This window comes from Solibacillus isronensis (genome assembly GCF_023715405.1).
GTDB lineage: Bacteria > Bacillota > Bacilli > Bacillales_A > Planococcaceae > Solibacillus > Solibacillus isronensis_B.
Genome location: NZ_JAMBOC010000001.1, coordinates 1,315,367 through 1,330,359 on the forward strand (window position 1 = coordinate 1,315,367; position 14,993 = coordinate 1,330,359).

Annotated in this window: 16 protein-coding genes; 4 read left to right on the forward strand and 12 right to left on the reverse strand. The window is 37.4% G+C overall.

The annotated features are described in order from the left end of the window. Positions 1-70 precede the first annotated feature (70 nt). The 4 genes from M3166_RS06755 to M3166_RS06770 form a co-directional block, all read right to left on the reverse strand. On the reverse strand, positions 71-919 hold the full coding sequence (locus M3166_RS06755; protein WP_251688581.1) for a cytochrome c oxidase assembly protein: 849 nt from the start codon (positions 917-919) through the stop codon (positions 71-73). Next, the gene (locus tag M3166_RS06760) at positions 912-1,391 is read right to left on the reverse strand and encodes a DUF2243 domain-containing protein (RefSeq protein WP_251688583.1); all 480 of its coding nucleotides are present in this window, start codon (positions 1,389-1,391) and stop codon (positions 912-914) included. Before M3166_RS06760 ends, M3166_RS06755 begins: the two co-directional genes overlap by 8 nt. A gap of 105 nt (positions 1,392-1,496) precedes the next feature. Next, positions 1,497-2,210, reverse strand: a complete 714-nt coding sequence (locus tag M3166_RS06765; RefSeq protein ID WP_251688585.1) for an amidohydrolase family protein — start codon at positions 2,208-2,210, stop codon at positions 1,497-1,499. A 30-nt stretch (positions 2,211-2,240) separates the two neighbouring features. Continuing rightward, positions 2,241-2,825 carry an amidohydrolase family protein gene (locus tag M3166_RS06770; protein ID WP_251688587.1) on the reverse strand — a complete coding sequence of 195 codons (585 nt, stop codon included), beginning with the start codon at positions 2,823-2,825 and terminating at the stop codon, positions 2,241-2,243. Positions 2,826-2,926: 101 nt separating this feature from the next. On the opposite strand from M3166_RS06770, the gene M3166_RS06775 reads away from it, so the two are divergent. Beyond that, complete coding sequence (locus M3166_RS06775; protein WP_251688589.1) at positions 2,927-3,442, forward strand: GNAT family N-acetyltransferase; 516 nt, start codon at positions 2,927-2,929, stop codon at positions 3,440-3,442. A 54-nt stretch (positions 3,443-3,496) separates the two neighbouring features. Here M3166_RS06775 and M3166_RS06780 read toward each other — a convergent pair whose 3' ends face one another. The 3 genes from M3166_RS06780 to M3166_RS06790 all read right to left on the reverse strand — a co-directional run bounded on the left by M3166_RS06780 (position 3,497) and on the right by M3166_RS06790 (position 5,804). Next, positions 3,497-4,435, reverse strand: coding sequence for a ring-cleaving dioxygenase (locus tag M3166_RS06780; RefSeq protein WP_251688591.1), 939 nt, complete (start codon positions 4,433-4,435; stop codon positions 3,497-3,499). 121 nt (positions 4,436-4,556) lie between these two features. After that, entirely contained in the window at positions 4,557-5,150 is a 594-nt protein-coding gene (locus tag M3166_RS06785) for an NADPH-dependent FMN reductase (RefSeq protein ID WP_251688593.1), read from the reverse strand. Positions 5,151-5,276: 126 nt separating this feature from the next. Further along, positions 5,277-5,804, reverse strand: coding sequence for a YceI family protein (locus tag M3166_RS06790; RefSeq protein WP_251688595.1), 528 nt, complete (start codon positions 5,802-5,804; stop codon positions 5,277-5,279). A gap of 280 nt (positions 5,805-6,084) precedes the next feature. Here M3166_RS06790 and M3166_RS06795 point away from each other — a divergent pair, with 280 nt between their 5' ends. Next, positions 6,085-6,582, forward strand: a complete 498-nt coding sequence (locus tag M3166_RS06795; RefSeq protein WP_251688597.1) for a sigma-70 family RNA polymerase sigma factor — start codon at positions 6,085-6,087, stop codon at positions 6,580-6,582. Further along, positions 6,575-7,447 (forward strand): DUF3298 domain-containing protein, encoded by an 873-nt coding sequence (locus M3166_RS06800; RefSeq protein WP_251688600.1) that lies wholly within the window; start codon positions 6,575-6,577, stop codon positions 7,445-7,447. Before M3166_RS06795 ends, M3166_RS06800 begins: the two co-directional genes overlap by 8 nt. Before the next feature lie 162 nt (positions 7,448-7,609). On the opposite strand, the gene epsC is transcribed toward M3166_RS06800, so the two are convergent. Together epsC and M3166_RS06810 are read right to left on the reverse strand one after the other, a co-directional pair. Continuing rightward, positions 7,610-8,539, reverse strand: coding sequence for a serine O-acetyltransferase EpsC (gene epsC, locus M3166_RS06805; RefSeq protein ID WP_251688601.1), 930 nt, complete (start codon positions 8,537-8,539; stop codon positions 7,610-7,612). Between the two features lie 127 nt (positions 8,540-8,666). Next, on the reverse strand, positions 8,667-9,623 hold the full coding sequence (locus tag M3166_RS06810) for an arsenic resistance protein (RefSeq protein ID WP_251688603.1): 957 nt from the start codon (positions 9,621-9,623) through the stop codon (positions 8,667-8,669). 191 nt (positions 9,624-9,814) lie between these two features. Here M3166_RS06810 and M3166_RS06815 point away from each other — a divergent pair, with 191 nt between their 5' ends. Beyond that, positions 9,815-11,515 (forward strand): M3 family oligoendopeptidase, encoded by a 1,701-nt coding sequence (locus M3166_RS06815; RefSeq protein WP_251688605.1) that lies wholly within the window; start codon positions 9,815-9,817, stop codon positions 11,513-11,515. Positions 11,516-11,686: 171 nt separating this feature from the next. On the opposite strand, the gene M3166_RS06820 is transcribed toward M3166_RS06815, so the two are convergent. The 3 genes from M3166_RS06820 to M3166_RS06830 all read right to left on the reverse strand — a co-directional run bounded on the left by M3166_RS06820 (position 11,687) and on the right by M3166_RS06830 (position 14,890). Next, a complete protein-coding gene (locus M3166_RS06820; protein ID WP_251688607.1) occupies positions 11,687-13,519 on the reverse strand; it encodes an FtsX-like permease family protein in 1,833 nt (610 codons plus the stop codon). A 166-nt stretch (positions 13,520-13,685) separates the two neighbouring features. After that, entirely contained in the window at positions 13,686-14,453 is a 768-nt protein-coding gene (locus tag M3166_RS06825) for an ABC transporter ATP-binding protein (RefSeq protein WP_251688609.1), read from the reverse strand. 20 nt (positions 14,454-14,473) lie between these two features. Continuing rightward, entirely contained in the window at positions 14,474-14,890 is a 417-nt protein-coding gene (locus tag M3166_RS06830) for a hypothetical protein (RefSeq protein ID WP_251688611.1), read from the reverse strand. Between the last annotated feature and the right edge of the window lie 103 nt (positions 14,891-14,993).

The window sequence follows — 14,993 nt, forward strand, 5'->3', positions numbered from 1 at the left end:
CGCAAATTTGCGACGCTTTTTTTCTGAAGAAATTTTTACTGCTATTTAAAGTTAAGCCGTAACAACTACCTTATTTTCCATGCATACTAACCTGTTCCCTATTGAACCCCACTGTAACATTTCGTCGCGGCTTTGCTGATTTGTACCATTGCCAGCAAAAAATAATAATGATCACAACTTCTATCCAGTCTCCTACATAGTACATGACCATACTTCCCATTTCCGCCTCTTGCTGTGATACTCCTGCAGGCGGATTCGCGTACATATACTTCGACAATATATCATGGCCGGCAATTGCAATGATTAAAACTGCCGCCCGGAATCGGTAGGAATATTGATGGTAGACCGGATCGAAATAAATAATGGAGATCGTGAATACATAGCCAGCAATAAAAAAATGCAAATGTACAAATAAAGCAAAAAACGCATTTTCATGCATGTAAACAAATAGATTCGTTGTATATAACAGCCAAAGTCCCCCCACATTTAAAACTGCAGCAGTGATCGGGTGCGAAACGAATTTTAGCAAGCGACTTTTTAAAATGGAAGTCAGCTTACGTGCTAATGTTGTATTTGCTGTTCTGAGCAGCAAAGTTATCGGCTTAGCAATTGCCAAAAAAATTGGTGCGACCATACTTAAAAATAAGTGGCTCACCATATGTGCTGTAAAGTTAGAATGGGCAATGTTTGCCAACGGACCGACAACTGCAGCAAGTGCAATAACCATACCAATTGTCCAGCAAATTGTACGGAAAATGGGCCATTTTTTATAGCGCTGATTCGTTATGAGGACAGCGGTTATATATGCTACTAATAAAAATATGAAAACGACCCCAAGCACTAATTGAAGGTTTATACCAGGTACTGAATGATTCATAGCATTATGTCCATGACTGTGCAGTAAGTATTGGCTATTCATTTGCATTCTTCTCTTTTAAAGTACTGTTTTTTGATGTGCGGAATATTAGATAAATACCGATTAGTAAAATAATCAAAGCACCGACATTCCACACAATATCGTACACAATGACATTGTCCACGTATCGAATTTGATGAATTCGCATCCATTTATGTTGAATGATGCCGTCATACAATTGGAATACACCAACCCCTAATAATACTCCGCCAAGCCATCGTTGAAAGATCAGACCATTTCTCCGACGCAGATCAGCAAATAAAAATAACCCTGCTATCGTAGCAAACCAGCTGAAGGCATGAAAAATACCATCGGAAATTAACCCGATATCCGTTGTCGATTTGTCGTAAAAATGATGCCATCTTAACAGCTGGTGAAAAACGGTTTCATCAATAAAGGCAATCAAACCGACGCCAAACAGGATTCCTGACCACATGTTACGGCGCGAAACTTCTATGTCGTTGTTATTTCTCATGTCAATTCAGAGCTCCTTTACGTGTAATTACTTACATCTAATCTCTCCAAATACATCACAACATATTCGATAATAGAAGTTCCCCTCTTACCTTATTGACTAAACCTAATTTCCTGCATTTAATCCTTGTTCTTCAAAAGTTTTAATCAATTCGTTCATATAATCGTTTATCTCTTGCTCCGTCGGAATATTTTCAAGCAGCTCAGGAATCGTATACAGGTTTCCATCCTTTACTATCCGATCGATTTTCATTGTATTTTTTATATCGCTAAGGGGATTTTCATCCAGTACTAATAGATCCGCAGTAAAACCTTCTTTTATATCACCTAAATCCGCTACTTTCAAAGCTTTTGCTGCATTAATTGTAGCTTGCTGAAGGGCCTCTAATGGTGTGAATCCGGCATCAATAAACAGCTGAAGCTCACGGTGCAATGCAAAGCCTGGATATGTATAATTTCCTGCAGGTGTATCTGTTCCTGTTACAACAGTTCCACCCATTTTGTAATAGATATAGGCAATTTTTTGAATCATTTTCGTTTGTGTTCCAAACGTAACCTGTCCTTGTTTTGCCTGTACAGCTTGTGGCCAATGCTTAAATAAGTAGTCACTGTTTTCCATATGATGAACAACTTCATGTGTTGTTGTCCAATAGTGCTCTGCTAATCGCATCTGGTCATACAAAACGATAGTTGGACAAAGCTTAATATCCTTTTTCAACAATTCTTTACATACGCTTTCTATCAATTGTTCATCCGGCTGTTCCCAAGGTATTGCATCCCAGATTTCTTTCGGTGCATCCATTGACCATTCTGGATACATCGCCTGAATAATACCAGAGCCATGTTCCAGTCAATCAATCCCTATGTCTGCCGCAAGCAATGCATCTACTTTTTTGGAATATAATATATCACTGCTTACTTCTAAATTATGTTTTCGTGCTTCATTCACTACTACTTCCATATATTCTGGATCAAGCCAGCCGTAAACTTTAATAAAATGTGCTCCAAGCTCTAGTTGCCGCGCTACTTCCTGTTTCGCAAGATCTGTATTGTCGACATTGATGTTATAGGCAGTATCGTCTCCCCACAAGCCTGGGGGTCCATCAATCATACAATCTGCAGAAATAACGCGCGGCTCCATTTCACTTCCATTCGCATCGATAAATGGTTTGAGTTCAATAATGCTCCCCGCAGTATTACGAACCGTTGTAATACCTGCTGCTGTGAAGTAATTGGCAAAGTGTTTTTTTATATGGACATGCATATCAATCAATCCTGGAATCAGCCATTTATCCGTAAAATCCAATACTTCAATATTATCTATTTGAAGATTAGGAGCCACTTTTAATATTTTATTATTTTCAATATAAACATCCTGTCTACTAAACTCGCCTGTTTCCATATTTACTACAAACCCGTTTTTTAATAGTTTCATTTTCAAACCCCTTTAAATTTTATCGCTATCTTAAATTTTAGTTTAATTTAAATATTCTGGAAATGATATAATTTTATTACAATGAGAATGAGGTGAATTCGATGAACACAATTGGTGAAAAAAGTATAGTCAGAAAAGCGAACGAAAATGATACTTCACAAATACTTGCAGTGATGAAAGATGCAGAACAGTCCGGATTTATGCTCTTTGCACCGGATGAAAGAAACATGGCACCAGCTGCTTTAAGCAAGTTAATCCATTCCATAAATCAGACACCAACATCCGGTTTCTTTATCGCAGAGCATCAGGATGAGATTTTAGGGTATCTCCTTTTAAAAGCGGAAACGTTATCCCGTACTTCTCACCGAGCTCAAATTGCTGTCGGTGTACATAGTAAAAGTCGTGGTAAAGGCGTTGGTACCGCTTTGTTCGACTATATGATTCAGTGGGCAAAGAAGTCGCAGCTCCATCGCCTGGAGTTAACGGTCATTGAGTATAATGAACAAGCTGTCCATCTTTATAAGAAAATGGGGTTTGAAGTTGAAGGCGTGAAAAAAAATTCTTTACTCATTGACGGACAATATGTAAATGAACTATACATGGCGAAATTGCTTTAATTATAAAAGGGCTACTCAAGTAAAACTGAGTAACCCCTTTTCATTATCACACTACTAATCTAACTCTCTAACTTTAATCGGGAACAGCGAATTTTCTAAACGGTCACGGTAATCTTCATATTGTACCGGCAACTTTAGCTGCTCGCCCATTGTTTCCGGCGTTTCATCATGCGCAAATCCTGGTGGGTCTGTCGCGATTTCGAATAAAATCTCTCCCGACTCACGGAAGTAAACCGCATTAAAGTAATTACGGTCTTTTATATCCGTTACATGCTGACCTTTATCCATCGCGTATTGCTGCCATTCTTTATGATCCTGTTCGTCATTTGCACGCCATGCAATGTGATGTACAGTTCCGACACCCATCGCTCCTCGATTACCGACTGTCATTTTCACGTCTACAATATTGCCGATTGATGCTGTTGCTTTTAATCTTACAAAATCTCCTTCACGGGCAATCTCAACTAGTCCCATCACGTCAACTAATGTATTGATCGTTTCTTCCGGCTTTGATGAATATAAAATTGCACCGCCAAAGCCTTTAATCGCTACATCAGCAGATATTCCACCAAACGTCCAGCCATTTAGAGAACCCCCTTCACGTGCGACAATTTCGAGATGCAAACCATGTGGATCATCGAATTGTAGATAGTTCTCTTCAAATCTTGTTTCTTCTTTAAATAGTATATTGAATTTTGTTAAGCGTTCTTTCCAGAAATCCATTGCTCCCATTGGTACAACGTATGTTGTCACACCAACTTGACCATCGCCGATTCTGCCTTTATATGCTGCCGGCCAAGGGAAGAATGTAATGATTGTCCCTGGCTCTCCGCCTTCATTCCCGAAATATAAATGATATGTTTCCGGGTCGTCAAAATTGACTGTTTTCTTTACAAGACGTAATCCAAGAACACCCGCATAGAAATCGACATTTTCCTGAGGATGACCAACGATTGCTGTAATGTGATGAATTCCTGTTGTATGTTTTTTCATGTACATTTCCTCCATTCGTAAAAACTGAACACAACATTCCATTTGATAAAACACTCTGTCCAATTTTTATGTAATAAATCTAGCACATGCCATAACATGTGCTAGATCGATGATATGTTAATTAACGAATTGTTTTTAAAGCTTTTGACCATGGAATTACTTGATCCAGCATTTGGTTTACTGAATCTGCCTGCACATCTTTCGGCTTGAAAGTTGTACCGTTTTCGAAATCAGTGAATAATGATAAAGCTGGGTGTACACGCACATCCGCAACAAGTAGTTCACCTAAAATACCGCGTAAATGTTCAGCAGCACGTGCTCCACCAACAGAACCGTAAGATACGATACCCGCTGCTTTGTTGTTCCATTCATCACGTAAGTAATCTAATGCATTTTTAAGTGCACCTGTAATAGAATGATTGTATTCTTGAACAATGAATACAAATCCGTCTTGTTTTGCGATTGCTTCAGACCAGCCTGCAGCACCCGATGCATCCCCACCCGGTTCTCCTAGTAATGGCAATTTGAAATCCGCAATATCAATAATTGTATAGTTAGCATCACCGCGTTTATCTGCGATTTCTTTCACCCATGCACCGACTTGAGGGCTTACACGACCTTCACGAGTTGATCCTAAAATAATACCGATGTTTAATTTTTCCATTGTAGTTTCCTCCACTTTCTTATTTCCAAATAGTTTACTGATGAATCCCATTTCTTACACTCCTTCAATTATCTCGGATTCGAGATATCGACTGTACTTTTATGCATTCTTATCAGTAACGTAAATCATTATTTCCGTTTTGCTGACAATTTATCCTTATAAATACCTTCAATATTATTACGCAGCAGGGTTTAATTCTAACTCTACTTTAATTTTGATATCTTTTCCTACCAGTACGCCGCCTGTTTCTAAAGCAGCATTCCATGTCAATCCGAAATCTTCACGGTTGATTTTTGTTTCTGCTTCAAAACCATAAACTTCTACGCCCCATGGGTTTGTACCTTTACCACCGTATTCAACATCAAATGTTACCAGCTTTGTTACGTCTTTAATTGTTAAGTCACCAGTTACTTTGTAGTCATCGCCATCTTTTTCAATATTTGTTGCCGTAAACTTGATTTCCCCAAACTCTTCTGTGCTGAAGAAGTCTGCTGATTTTAGGTGATTATCGCGATCTTCATTGTTTGTATTTATGCTTGCTACATCCAGTTCAAAGCTGATTGATGCGGTAGTTAAATCTGTTAAGTCTGCGGCTTCCACGTTTGCCGTATAGTTATTGAATTGACCTTTAACTTTTGATACCATCATGTGTTTTACTTCAAAACCGATTGTTGAGTGTGTTTGATCGACTGTAAATGTTGACATTTTATATTCTCCTCCAATTTATCTCGATTTCAAGATATATACCCAAAATAAAATTTCGAAATTAAATATCTCGAACTTGAGATAAATATAACAAAGGTTTTACTCAACGTCAAGAGTATTTATTTAATTTTTTTATTTTAATTAATTTATGTTTTAATGATTGCTATCGCTTATCTCGGCGAGAATGCTTTTTTATAAAAAAATTTCTCCCTTTTTAAACTTTCCAACCACATACCGTCGTCTTATAATTGTCGACAGAGTAAAAAAGGAGCTTCAAGGAATGATGGAAGAATTAAAAGATGCATTTATTACATTTATCCGTACCCAGAAAAATTCGCTATATAGACTCGCGTATAGCTATACAAAAAACGAGCAGGATGCGCTCGATGTGGTGCAAGACAGCATTCAAAAAGGTTGGCTCGCACTTGAGAGACTGACAAATCGGGATCAATTGAAAAGCTGGTTTTATACGATTTTAGTGCGAACGGCAATTGATTTACTGCGCAAACAAAAGCGGATCGAGCTCATTGGAGACGAGTCTTTACTGCAATTATCAGAGCAAGATACATACTGCAATCTTGATTTACAGCAGGCTTTACATCATTTACCTCTGCAGCTGCGTGAGGTAATCGTGCTGCGCTATTTTGAGGATTTGAAAATCGAAGACGTCGCGCATATTTTGGCGATTCCTCTAAGCACCGCAAAATCCAGGCTTTATAAAGCATTAAAACTATTAAAAATTGAGCTAGAGACGGAGGAGAATCCGAGTAATGAATGATAAGTTAGTAAATTTAAAAGAACAATATAACAATGTACCAATTCCAAAGGAGCTAGAGTCGTTAATCGAAAAAAATCTGCAGTATCCTCCTAAGAAGAGCAAACGCAAACTGCCCATTTTTTTAACATCAGTTGTCGCGGCGGCAGTACTATTCACAGTCGGCCTGAATACAAATCCAGCAATGGCAAAAAGTTTGGTAGATATACCAGTTATCGGTCAAGTCGTACAAGTACTTACATTTACTAAATATGAAATGGAAAAAGATGCATATACTGCAGAAATTCAAGTACCTAAAATTTCGGGTTCCTCTGCTGACATCGAGGCATTGAATGAAAAATATGCCGAGGAAGGTAAAACACTTTATGAGCAATTTAAGGCGGATATAGAGGAAATGGAAGCTGGAAATATGTCACTAAGTAGCGGCTATGTTATTGAAACGGATACAGATGAAATACTGTCATTTGGACGCTATGTAGAAGTCATTGGCGCATCATCTTCTACTGTTATGAAGTATACGACGATTGATAAAAATGCTGAAACAGTTATTACATTACCCAGTCTTTTTAAAAATGATCGCTACATCGAAATTATTAGTCGCTATATAGAGGAAGAACTGCGCAATAGAATGATTGAAACAGAAGGGTCTGACATGTACTGGATTGGTGGAACAGAGTATCATGATGAATCATTCGGTGTGTTTGTAGGCATTACGCCTGACCAAAACTTCTATATTACCGAAGATGGTAAACTTGTGCTGTCGTTTGATGAATTTGAAATAGCTCCGGGATATATGGGACTTGTCACTGTTGAAATTCCAACAAAGTTGCTTCAAGACGTGCTTGTAAGCAATATATATATTAAGTAATGAAATAAGCAGGTGTATCCTTTTAAATGGTTACACCTGCTTTCTTGTCTTCTGTAGTACGCCATAATATCGGTCATTCACGAAATAGAACTTTTTAAAAATGTGATGAAGTTATATGACACTAATATAATCCATCCTATTAGCTAGACATATATTTTCCGATTAGATTTCGTATTCAATAACAACTTCTTTACTATTGCTAATATTCGGTGATGGCTGCGAATTATAAACACGTGAATATGGCGGAACCGAATAAGTCAGCCAAATATTACTGCCAAGCACCGTGTCATGACCAATTGTCGTTTTCCCGCCTAAAATTGTGGCACCAGCGTAGATGACAACATTATCCTCAATATTCGGATGACGTTTGACACCTTTTATCGGGTTTCCGTTTTCATCGAGCGGGAAACTTAAAGCACCTAACGTTACACCTTGATAGATTTTAACATTGTTACCGATTGTACATGTTTCACCAACAACAACACCTGTACCGTGGTCAATGAAAAATGAATGGCCGATTTTCGCCCCTGGATGAATATCGATTCCTGTTAACTGGTGTGCATATTCAGACATAATACGCGGTACGATTGTAACATCCATTTTATATAGCTCATGTGCGATTCGGTGGATAAATACAGCGCGGATTGACGGGTAGCTTAACATGATTTCTTCTGTCGATGTAGCAGCCGGATCTCCGTTATAAGCAGCCTGGATATCTGTTTGAATCGTTTCACGGATTTCCGGGAAACGGTCCATTAACTTCATCACAACATGATCCGCTTTTTCTCGGCATTGGCCATCACAATTATCAAAGTTTTGGTAAACTAATACTTTTTCGATAATATCACGCAAATCCAATGCTGATTGACGAAGGTTATTATTCAGTTTCATCAGTGTACGTGTTTCATCGACAACTCCTTGATTATAAATCGTCGGGAAGAAAACCTCATAAAAACTATCCAATATATGATGGATTTGATCACGGCCCGTGAATCCAATCGATTTTTCAACTTCAATATGTTTTTTGTTATAGTCGATTAACTTATTTGCGATTGTTGATGTTTCTTTATTTAACCAGTCCTCGATTTTCATGTTAAAACTCCTTTTCTATTTAAAATACATAGTAATGAAGATTATACTACACAAAACGCGCAGTTTGGTCCTTCTTTTCAAAATTGTAAAGCAGCCCAGGAGCAATAGCCAGTAAAGAGCTTATACTCTATTTATCACGCAAAACAAATTGCGGAATAATACGAATATATATAAGCTCCCCTATAATCTCAACAATTGTCTGGGTTACAATAACCGCTACAACGAGCAAACGGATTTCTTCAGGCAATGCAAGTGCAAACGGTAATACAACAAGTGAATTACGTGTCGATCCGCTAAAGATCAGTGCACGGCCAGTACGGATATCAAGCTTCAGCCATTTCCCGACCATCTTTGAGATAAAAGGCATAATGATCATAAATACTATGTAAATGGGTATCACTTTTAGTATCCATTCAAATGAACCCGCCAATCTGCCAATTTGTGAAGCAACTATTACAAAAAGAGTGAAAGCCATGAATGGTACCGGAAGCCAGGAAGACATCTCATAAACACGCCCCCCCTCTTTCGATAAGAGCTGTACAATCAGTGCAACACTTAATGGCAATACAATAAATGTGACAAATGCTTTAACAAATGGCGCGACCTCTACTACATTTGCCGCCTGTTCGCCGATAAACAGCCATAAATAAAACGGCAGTAACAGCATTTGTGCAACAAATAAAAAAGGTGTCGCACTGAGCATCGCTTTTTCATTCCCCTTGCCAAGCGCTGTAAATACAATTACGTAATCTATGCATGGGGTGAGTAAAACTAGATAAACACCTAATAATAGTGGCGGATAATCTGGAATAAAGAACGTCAGCCCCCATACGACAATCGGTACCGCAATAAAATTCACTATACAGAGGGCGTAAAAAAAGCGTCGGTTTGATAAAGATTCTTTCAAAGCAGCAAAAGGAATTAGAACAAACATACTGTACATTAAGATGCCAAGGAAAATCGGGATTAAATTTTCCAGTTGACTTTGGAACTGTGAAAAATTCAATCCTATAAATCCCGCCAATAATAAAGTTATGATATATATTGTTACTTGGTTCTTTTCCAGTTTATCTTTTGAAATCATGACAAAAACTCCTTTATCCGATTGAATTCCATCGAGAACATGTTATCCTTTTATTTCTTCATTTACAAACTGTTCTCTTCATCCTCTTATTATTTAGTAATTTATTTTCAAAAAAAGAATGAATGACCAGCAAACTATAATATAATTAATTCATTAGTCAAAATAATCTGAAGGTAAAGGGAGAATTATTCATGTCTCATGCGAAGAGTGTTAACTATTATAAACAATTAATTGATTTGAAAGATGTCGAAGGAATCGAAGCCCGGTTTCAACGTTTCCTTGATGTTTCAATTGAATCCATAACTGATCTGGAAAATTGGATTGAGGATGAAAAGAAGTTACGTTTTGAAATTGAAGAAGCGTTGACAGGCCACCTAGTCGACTTCTACCGAAATACAGAAGATCCCGATATTAAATCCACTTACCTTCACGATCAGCAAATCATTCAGCCTCTGTTAATGAAATACGAGGCAAAGCTGAATGAAAAATGCTGTGAATCACCTTATTTCAATGAATTAGATGAAAAACATTACGGCTTAATGCGACGTTTTAGGGAATCAAAAGTGAAACTGTTTAGAGAAGAAAATATCCCGCTGTTTGTAAAGGAACAAGAACTAAGCACAAAGTATAGTGAAATTATGGGCGGACTGACAGTTGAATGGGATGGAGAAGAAAAACCTTTTCCGTTTATCGAATCCCAGCTGGATAATTTGGACAGAAGCGTTCGGGAAAAAGCTTATCATTTAATTAGATCTGCCTACCGTCAAATTAAACCTGAAACGGATGCACTCATGAATGAGCTCGTTCAGCTACGCCACCAAATCGCAATCAATGCTGGCTTTGATAATTACCGTGATTATATGTTTGTCGCAAAAAACCGTGAGTACACTATCCGGGATTGTTATGACTTTCATGAAAATGTTGAAAAGCATATTATTCCGGCTTGGAACAGGCTTGCAGATGTTTTCAAGTCTAAACTTGGTGTCGATACATATCGCCCATGGGATAACACCGCAAAACTGCTGAAAAATCCGCCTTACGCTGAAACGTCCGTGCTTTTGGACGGTGTTGCTGAAATGTTAGGAAAGACCGACCCGTATTTTTCTGACCGTTTGGAGTACATGAGAGCAAATGGATTGCTTGATCTTGGAGACCGTAAAGGTAAAAGTCCGGGTGGCTTCTGTGTCCCTTTACCTGTATCCGGGGATACATTCGTTTTTGCAAACTTTAGTCCTTCCTTTTTCTCGCTCATTGCATTAATTCATGAAATGGGCCATGCGGTGAATGGTTACCTCCAAGCTTCAGAGCAAGGCCCGATTGAAGAATTCCAGTGGCGGGCGGAAGTAGCTGAATTGTATTCACACGGAATGGAATTGTTATTATTGGATAAGTTTGACCTGTTTTATCCGGAAGAAGAGGAATTCAAAAGCGCGCAACGTGAAGAGCTGAGACGGGCATTTACGATGTTATTCGGTCCATTATCAGGAGACCTTTTCCAGCACTGGATGTATACAAATCCTCAGCATACTGCGCAGGAACGTGATGAAATGTTCTATGAAATTTCAAAACGTTACGGCTTGAACCCAGTCGACACTAATGGATATGAAGAGGAAATTGGCATGAGCTGGATCGGTACGCTGCACTTTATTCAATACCCTTTCTATGATATTGAATACTCGATGTCAATGCTCGGTGCGCTTCAATTACTTGAAAAATATCAACAGAATCCCCAGCAGGCTGTCGAATTTTATAAAAAAGGTGCAAGTGCCGATTACAATCAATCCATTGCAGCGGTTTACAAAGAGACTGGCGTTGATTTTGACTTTTCAGAGTCAACTGTAAAACGAATGGGTGAATTCTTGGAAAAAGTGATTCAGGATATTAATTCATAACCGGTGTAGAACAATATGAAAGAAGCTAGGATATAAACCAAAAATGCTATTTTCCTCTGGGAAAAATAGCATTTTTTTGCTAAGCGGTAAAAATCCCCATTTCTTAGTAAGGGTTTCTACAATGATCAAACATACCTAACCTCTTCTTTTAATTAAAGCTCTTCCTGTTACCTAGTTACTTCCTTTAACAATGTTCTTAACACCGACATACGTTGCATAGAAATACCCGCCATATATAATGACAAGAATTATTGAACTGATTAGGACGCTTTCGTAGTTGAAATGGAACATTCCGCTTACCGCCTTGATTCCGACAATGGAATGAATGACAGCCAGTCCTAAAGGGAGTAAAAAATAGATGAGACATTGTTTTAATATAGCCCCATTTATCATTTTATCCGTGACACCGATTTTCTTCAGTGATTTATAGCGTTCCAAGCTGTCACTTGCGTCAGATAACTGCTGCAATGCCATTACAGCTGCGCTCGATATAATAAAGATGAGCCCTAAAAACAGGCCAAGGAATATAAATAATGCTGCTGAACCCTTTTCTTGCTCTTTAATCTGATTTTCTGTACTTCCAATGACTAATCCTGGATTAATGGATCTATATTTATTTTCATCAAGGTCATTAAACAGGGTTGTAAATTTCTCTTCTGATTTTTCAATGTAGCGATCTTCATATATTACATTAAAACTTGTATACTCTAATTGAAGGTTTCCTGTAAAATTATCAGGAATAATAAGATAAAAGAAGTTACTGCCCCTGTTAATTTTTATATTTTCTTCAATAGGCGCATCATTTTTTATTTTATATGCTTTATCCTCAATGATAATATTTTCTTCATTTTTCATATACTCAGGCAAAGCTTGAATCATCTTGCCATAGGTTGATACAACGAGTATTTCGTCTTCCTTTAAATCAACAGACTCTTGCCCCGTCAGATTGATAATTGCATTATAATCCGATATTTTTAGTGCAGATACCGGACCATACATGTAATTTTCCTGTATAGCAATCTTTTCCTCGTCGCTTAAATACTGTGCTAACAGATCCTCAATCGTTAAATCAAGAAGATATTCATCAAAGAAGGCATGTTTTTCATATGCTTCAAATGTAAAGTCTATATTGTTTAAGTAAGCTTCAATATCATTTACCGCAGGATCCTCTTCCTCTTGATTAACAACAAGAAATGCCGAAGCATCAAAAGGAGTTGTATTTGCTGTATTTTTATCAATCGTTCCTTTTAAATCAAACGCGGTAAAGATGAGTGAAATAGTTAAAAAAAGCATTAGACTGATAATTGTCATCGAAAGAAAGTTCGTGTTGACCTTATTGTTTATTTGTCTTAAGACAAAAATATTTATATTTTTAAAATAGAACCCCTTATTCTTTTGCGCAATTTGTATAAAGAAGCTCGATAGGCTGAAAAAGAATAGGAGCGTTCCAAAGACCCCCATTAAGATCGTAATTATCAGATCCGTATCTTCAGCATTTAAGCCTGTCTCTAGGATTCTCATATATGCGAATATCAGAAATGCTACTGATAAAATAAAGGTTAGCACTGATACGAAAGGATTTTTCAGTTTTACTTCTTCATTACGTTTTGAAGCATTTAACATATCGATCAGTTTGTATTTGGAAATCGTAAACTGGTTGAAAATCATGACAAGTAAATAGATGATGCCAAAGTAGACAATCGATTTCATCATGGCGCCAAATGAAAAAACAAACTTATATTTATCAAGATCCATAGACAGGATGTTTGCCGTCAGCACTGACAGACCCTGCGATACAATAATCCCAAGTCCAATACCTACGATTAAAGAGACTACACCGATTAGGAGAGTTTCGACAATTAAAATTCTCGAGATTTTCCCTTTTGACATACCTAATGTCATGTATAAGCCAAGTTCTCTTTTCCGCTTTTTAATCAAAAAGTTATTGGCGTATACAATCAAACCTCCAAGAATAACTGATACAAACACTGATGTTCCAGACATAAGCAATTCCAATGATTCACGAAAAATCGTATTCTTATTCATTTCCTGGATAGCATATTGCGAGTCAAGAGAGTTGAAACTGTAAAATATACACACTCCCAGAGTTAATGTCAGAAAATAGATTGAATAATCCTTAAAGCTTCTTTTAACATTGTTGATTGCGATTTTAGAGAACATTGCTAACATCGCCTCCAAGTAAAGTCACTACTTCAATGATTTTATTAAAGAATTCCTTTCTCGTATCATTTCCGCGCACGAGCTCATTAAAGATCCGACCATCTTTTATAAACAAGATCCTATTGGCATAACTTGCCGTAAACGAGTCATGGGTAACCATCAAAATTGTTGACTGGTATTCTTTATTCAGCTTTTCAAAGGAATCCAACAATAATCGTGATGATTTTGAGTCAAGTGCACCCGTTGGTTCATCGGCTAAAATGAGGGAAGGCTCAGTTACAATCGCTCTTGCACAAGCGACTCTTTGCTTTTGGCCTCCCGATAATTGAAATGGAAATTTGCTAAGGATGCCCGAAATATCAAGCTTTTCCGCAACGGCTTTAATGAGTTGATCGATTTCCATTGCTTCTCTTTTTTGAATCGTCAAAGCCAAAGCAATGTTTTCATAAGCTGTCAGAGTATCCAGCAGATTAAAATCCTGAAAGATAAAACCTAACTCGTCCCGTCTGAATGCTTCAAGCCCTTTCTTCTTTAAAGTTGTAATATCCTGATTATTGATAATTATTTTGCCAGTTGTAACATGATCAATTGTCGAAATACAATTCAGGAGCGTTGTCTTTCCGCTCCCTGAAGGACCCATAATTCCTAAAAATTCACCTTCATTTACTTTAAAGCTGATATTATCTATTGCTTTTGTAATATTACCTTTGTTTCCGTAGTATTTTTCAATTTTTTCTACACTTAATATCGGTTGCATGCTTTTCCTCCAAGATACATCTATTTTTTCACATCAAATTCGGCTTTTGTTTCCATAATTTTTTTCCCTTTTACATATATCGTGACACCGTAATGCCCTTCTTCAAGACCTTCCGGAACGGATAGCTCGGCAGTGAAATATTTCGCATCGTTCACAAGTACTTCCTCTTCCACTAAAAATCGATTCTCTTGTTTTATTTCGCCTTTATACCAAACCACTTCGGCTTCATTGGTCCAGAATCGGTTTCTCTTTGCGGAAAAATAAACTGTATCCCCTTGTGTAAATATATTCGTTATATCAGAAGGTTTGCCCTTTTCATCAATCGCTTTTGACGTGACACCTTCTACAATTTTTGGTTCTGTTGCATATTCATACACCAGGAAAATTCCAAGACCTAACAGAAAGATTCCTAATATTATTGGAATTGCTTTTTTCATTTTTTATTCCCCCTAATTGATTTCTAACTGTATCTTATCAATAGCTATCGGGAAGACATATTGCTTTATATTTTATTAAAGTGACATTTTTGCAAGATAAAAA

Excerpts from the sequence above, each read along its gene's own strand:
- M3166_RS06765 (WP_251688585.1), bottom strand. The coding sequence starts at position 2,210 with ATGTATCCAGAATGGTCAATGGATGCACCGAAAGAAATCTGGGATGCA.
- M3166_RS06760 (WP_251688583.1), bottom strand. The coding sequence starts at position 1,391 with ATGAGAAATAACAACGACATAGAAGTTTCGCGCCGTAACATGTGGTCA.
- M3166_RS06825 (WP_251688609.1), bottom strand. The coding sequence starts at position 14,453 with ATGCAACCGATATTAAGTGTAGAAAAAATTGAAAAATACTACGGAAAC.
- M3166_RS06795 (WP_251688597.1), top strand. The coding sequence starts at position 6,085 with ATGATGGAAGAATTAAAAGATGCATTTATTACATTTATCCGTACCCAG.
- M3166_RS06815 (WP_251688605.1), top strand. The coding sequence starts at position 9,815 with ATGTCTCATGCGAAGAGTGTTAACTATTATAAACAATTAATTGATTTG.
- M3166_RS06810 (WP_251688603.1), bottom strand. The coding sequence starts at position 9,623 with ATGATTTCAAAAGATAAACTGGAAAAGAACCAAGTAACAATATATATC.
- epsC (WP_251688601.1), bottom strand. The coding sequence starts at position 8,539 with ATGAAAATCGAGGACTGGTTAAATAAAGAAACATCAACAATCGCAAAT.
- M3166_RS06775 (WP_251688589.1), top strand. The coding sequence starts at position 2,927 with ATGAACACAATTGGTGAAAAAAGTATAGTCAGAAAAGCGAACGAAAAT.
- M3166_RS06785 (WP_251688593.1), bottom strand. The coding sequence starts at position 5,150 with ATGGGATTCATCAGTAAACTATTTGGAAATAAGAAAGTGGAGGAAACT.
- M3166_RS06755 (WP_251688581.1), bottom strand. The coding sequence starts at position 919 with ATGAATAGCCAATACTTACTGCACAGTCATGGACATAATGCTATGAAT.
- M3166_RS06820 (WP_251688607.1), bottom strand. The coding sequence starts at position 13,519 with ATGTCTGGAACATCAGTGTTTGTATCAGTTATTCTTGGAGGTTTGATT.
- M3166_RS06800 (WP_251688600.1), top strand. The coding sequence starts at position 6,575 with ATGAATGATAAGTTAGTAAATTTAAAAGAACAATATAACAATGTACCA.
- M3166_RS06790 (WP_251688595.1), bottom strand. The coding sequence starts at position 5,804 with ATGTCAACATTTACAGTCGATCAAACACACTCAACAATCGGTTTTGAA.
- M3166_RS06770 (WP_251688587.1), bottom strand. The coding sequence starts at position 2,825 with ATGAAACTATTAAAAAACGGGTTTGTAGTAAATATGGAAACAGGCGAG.
- M3166_RS06830 (WP_251688611.1), bottom strand. The coding sequence starts at position 14,890 with ATGAAAAAAGCAATTCCAATAATATTAGGAATCTTTCTGTTAGGTCTT.
- M3166_RS06780 (WP_251688591.1), bottom strand. The coding sequence starts at position 4,435 with ATGAAAAAACATACAACAGGAATTCATCACATTACAGCAATCGTTGGT.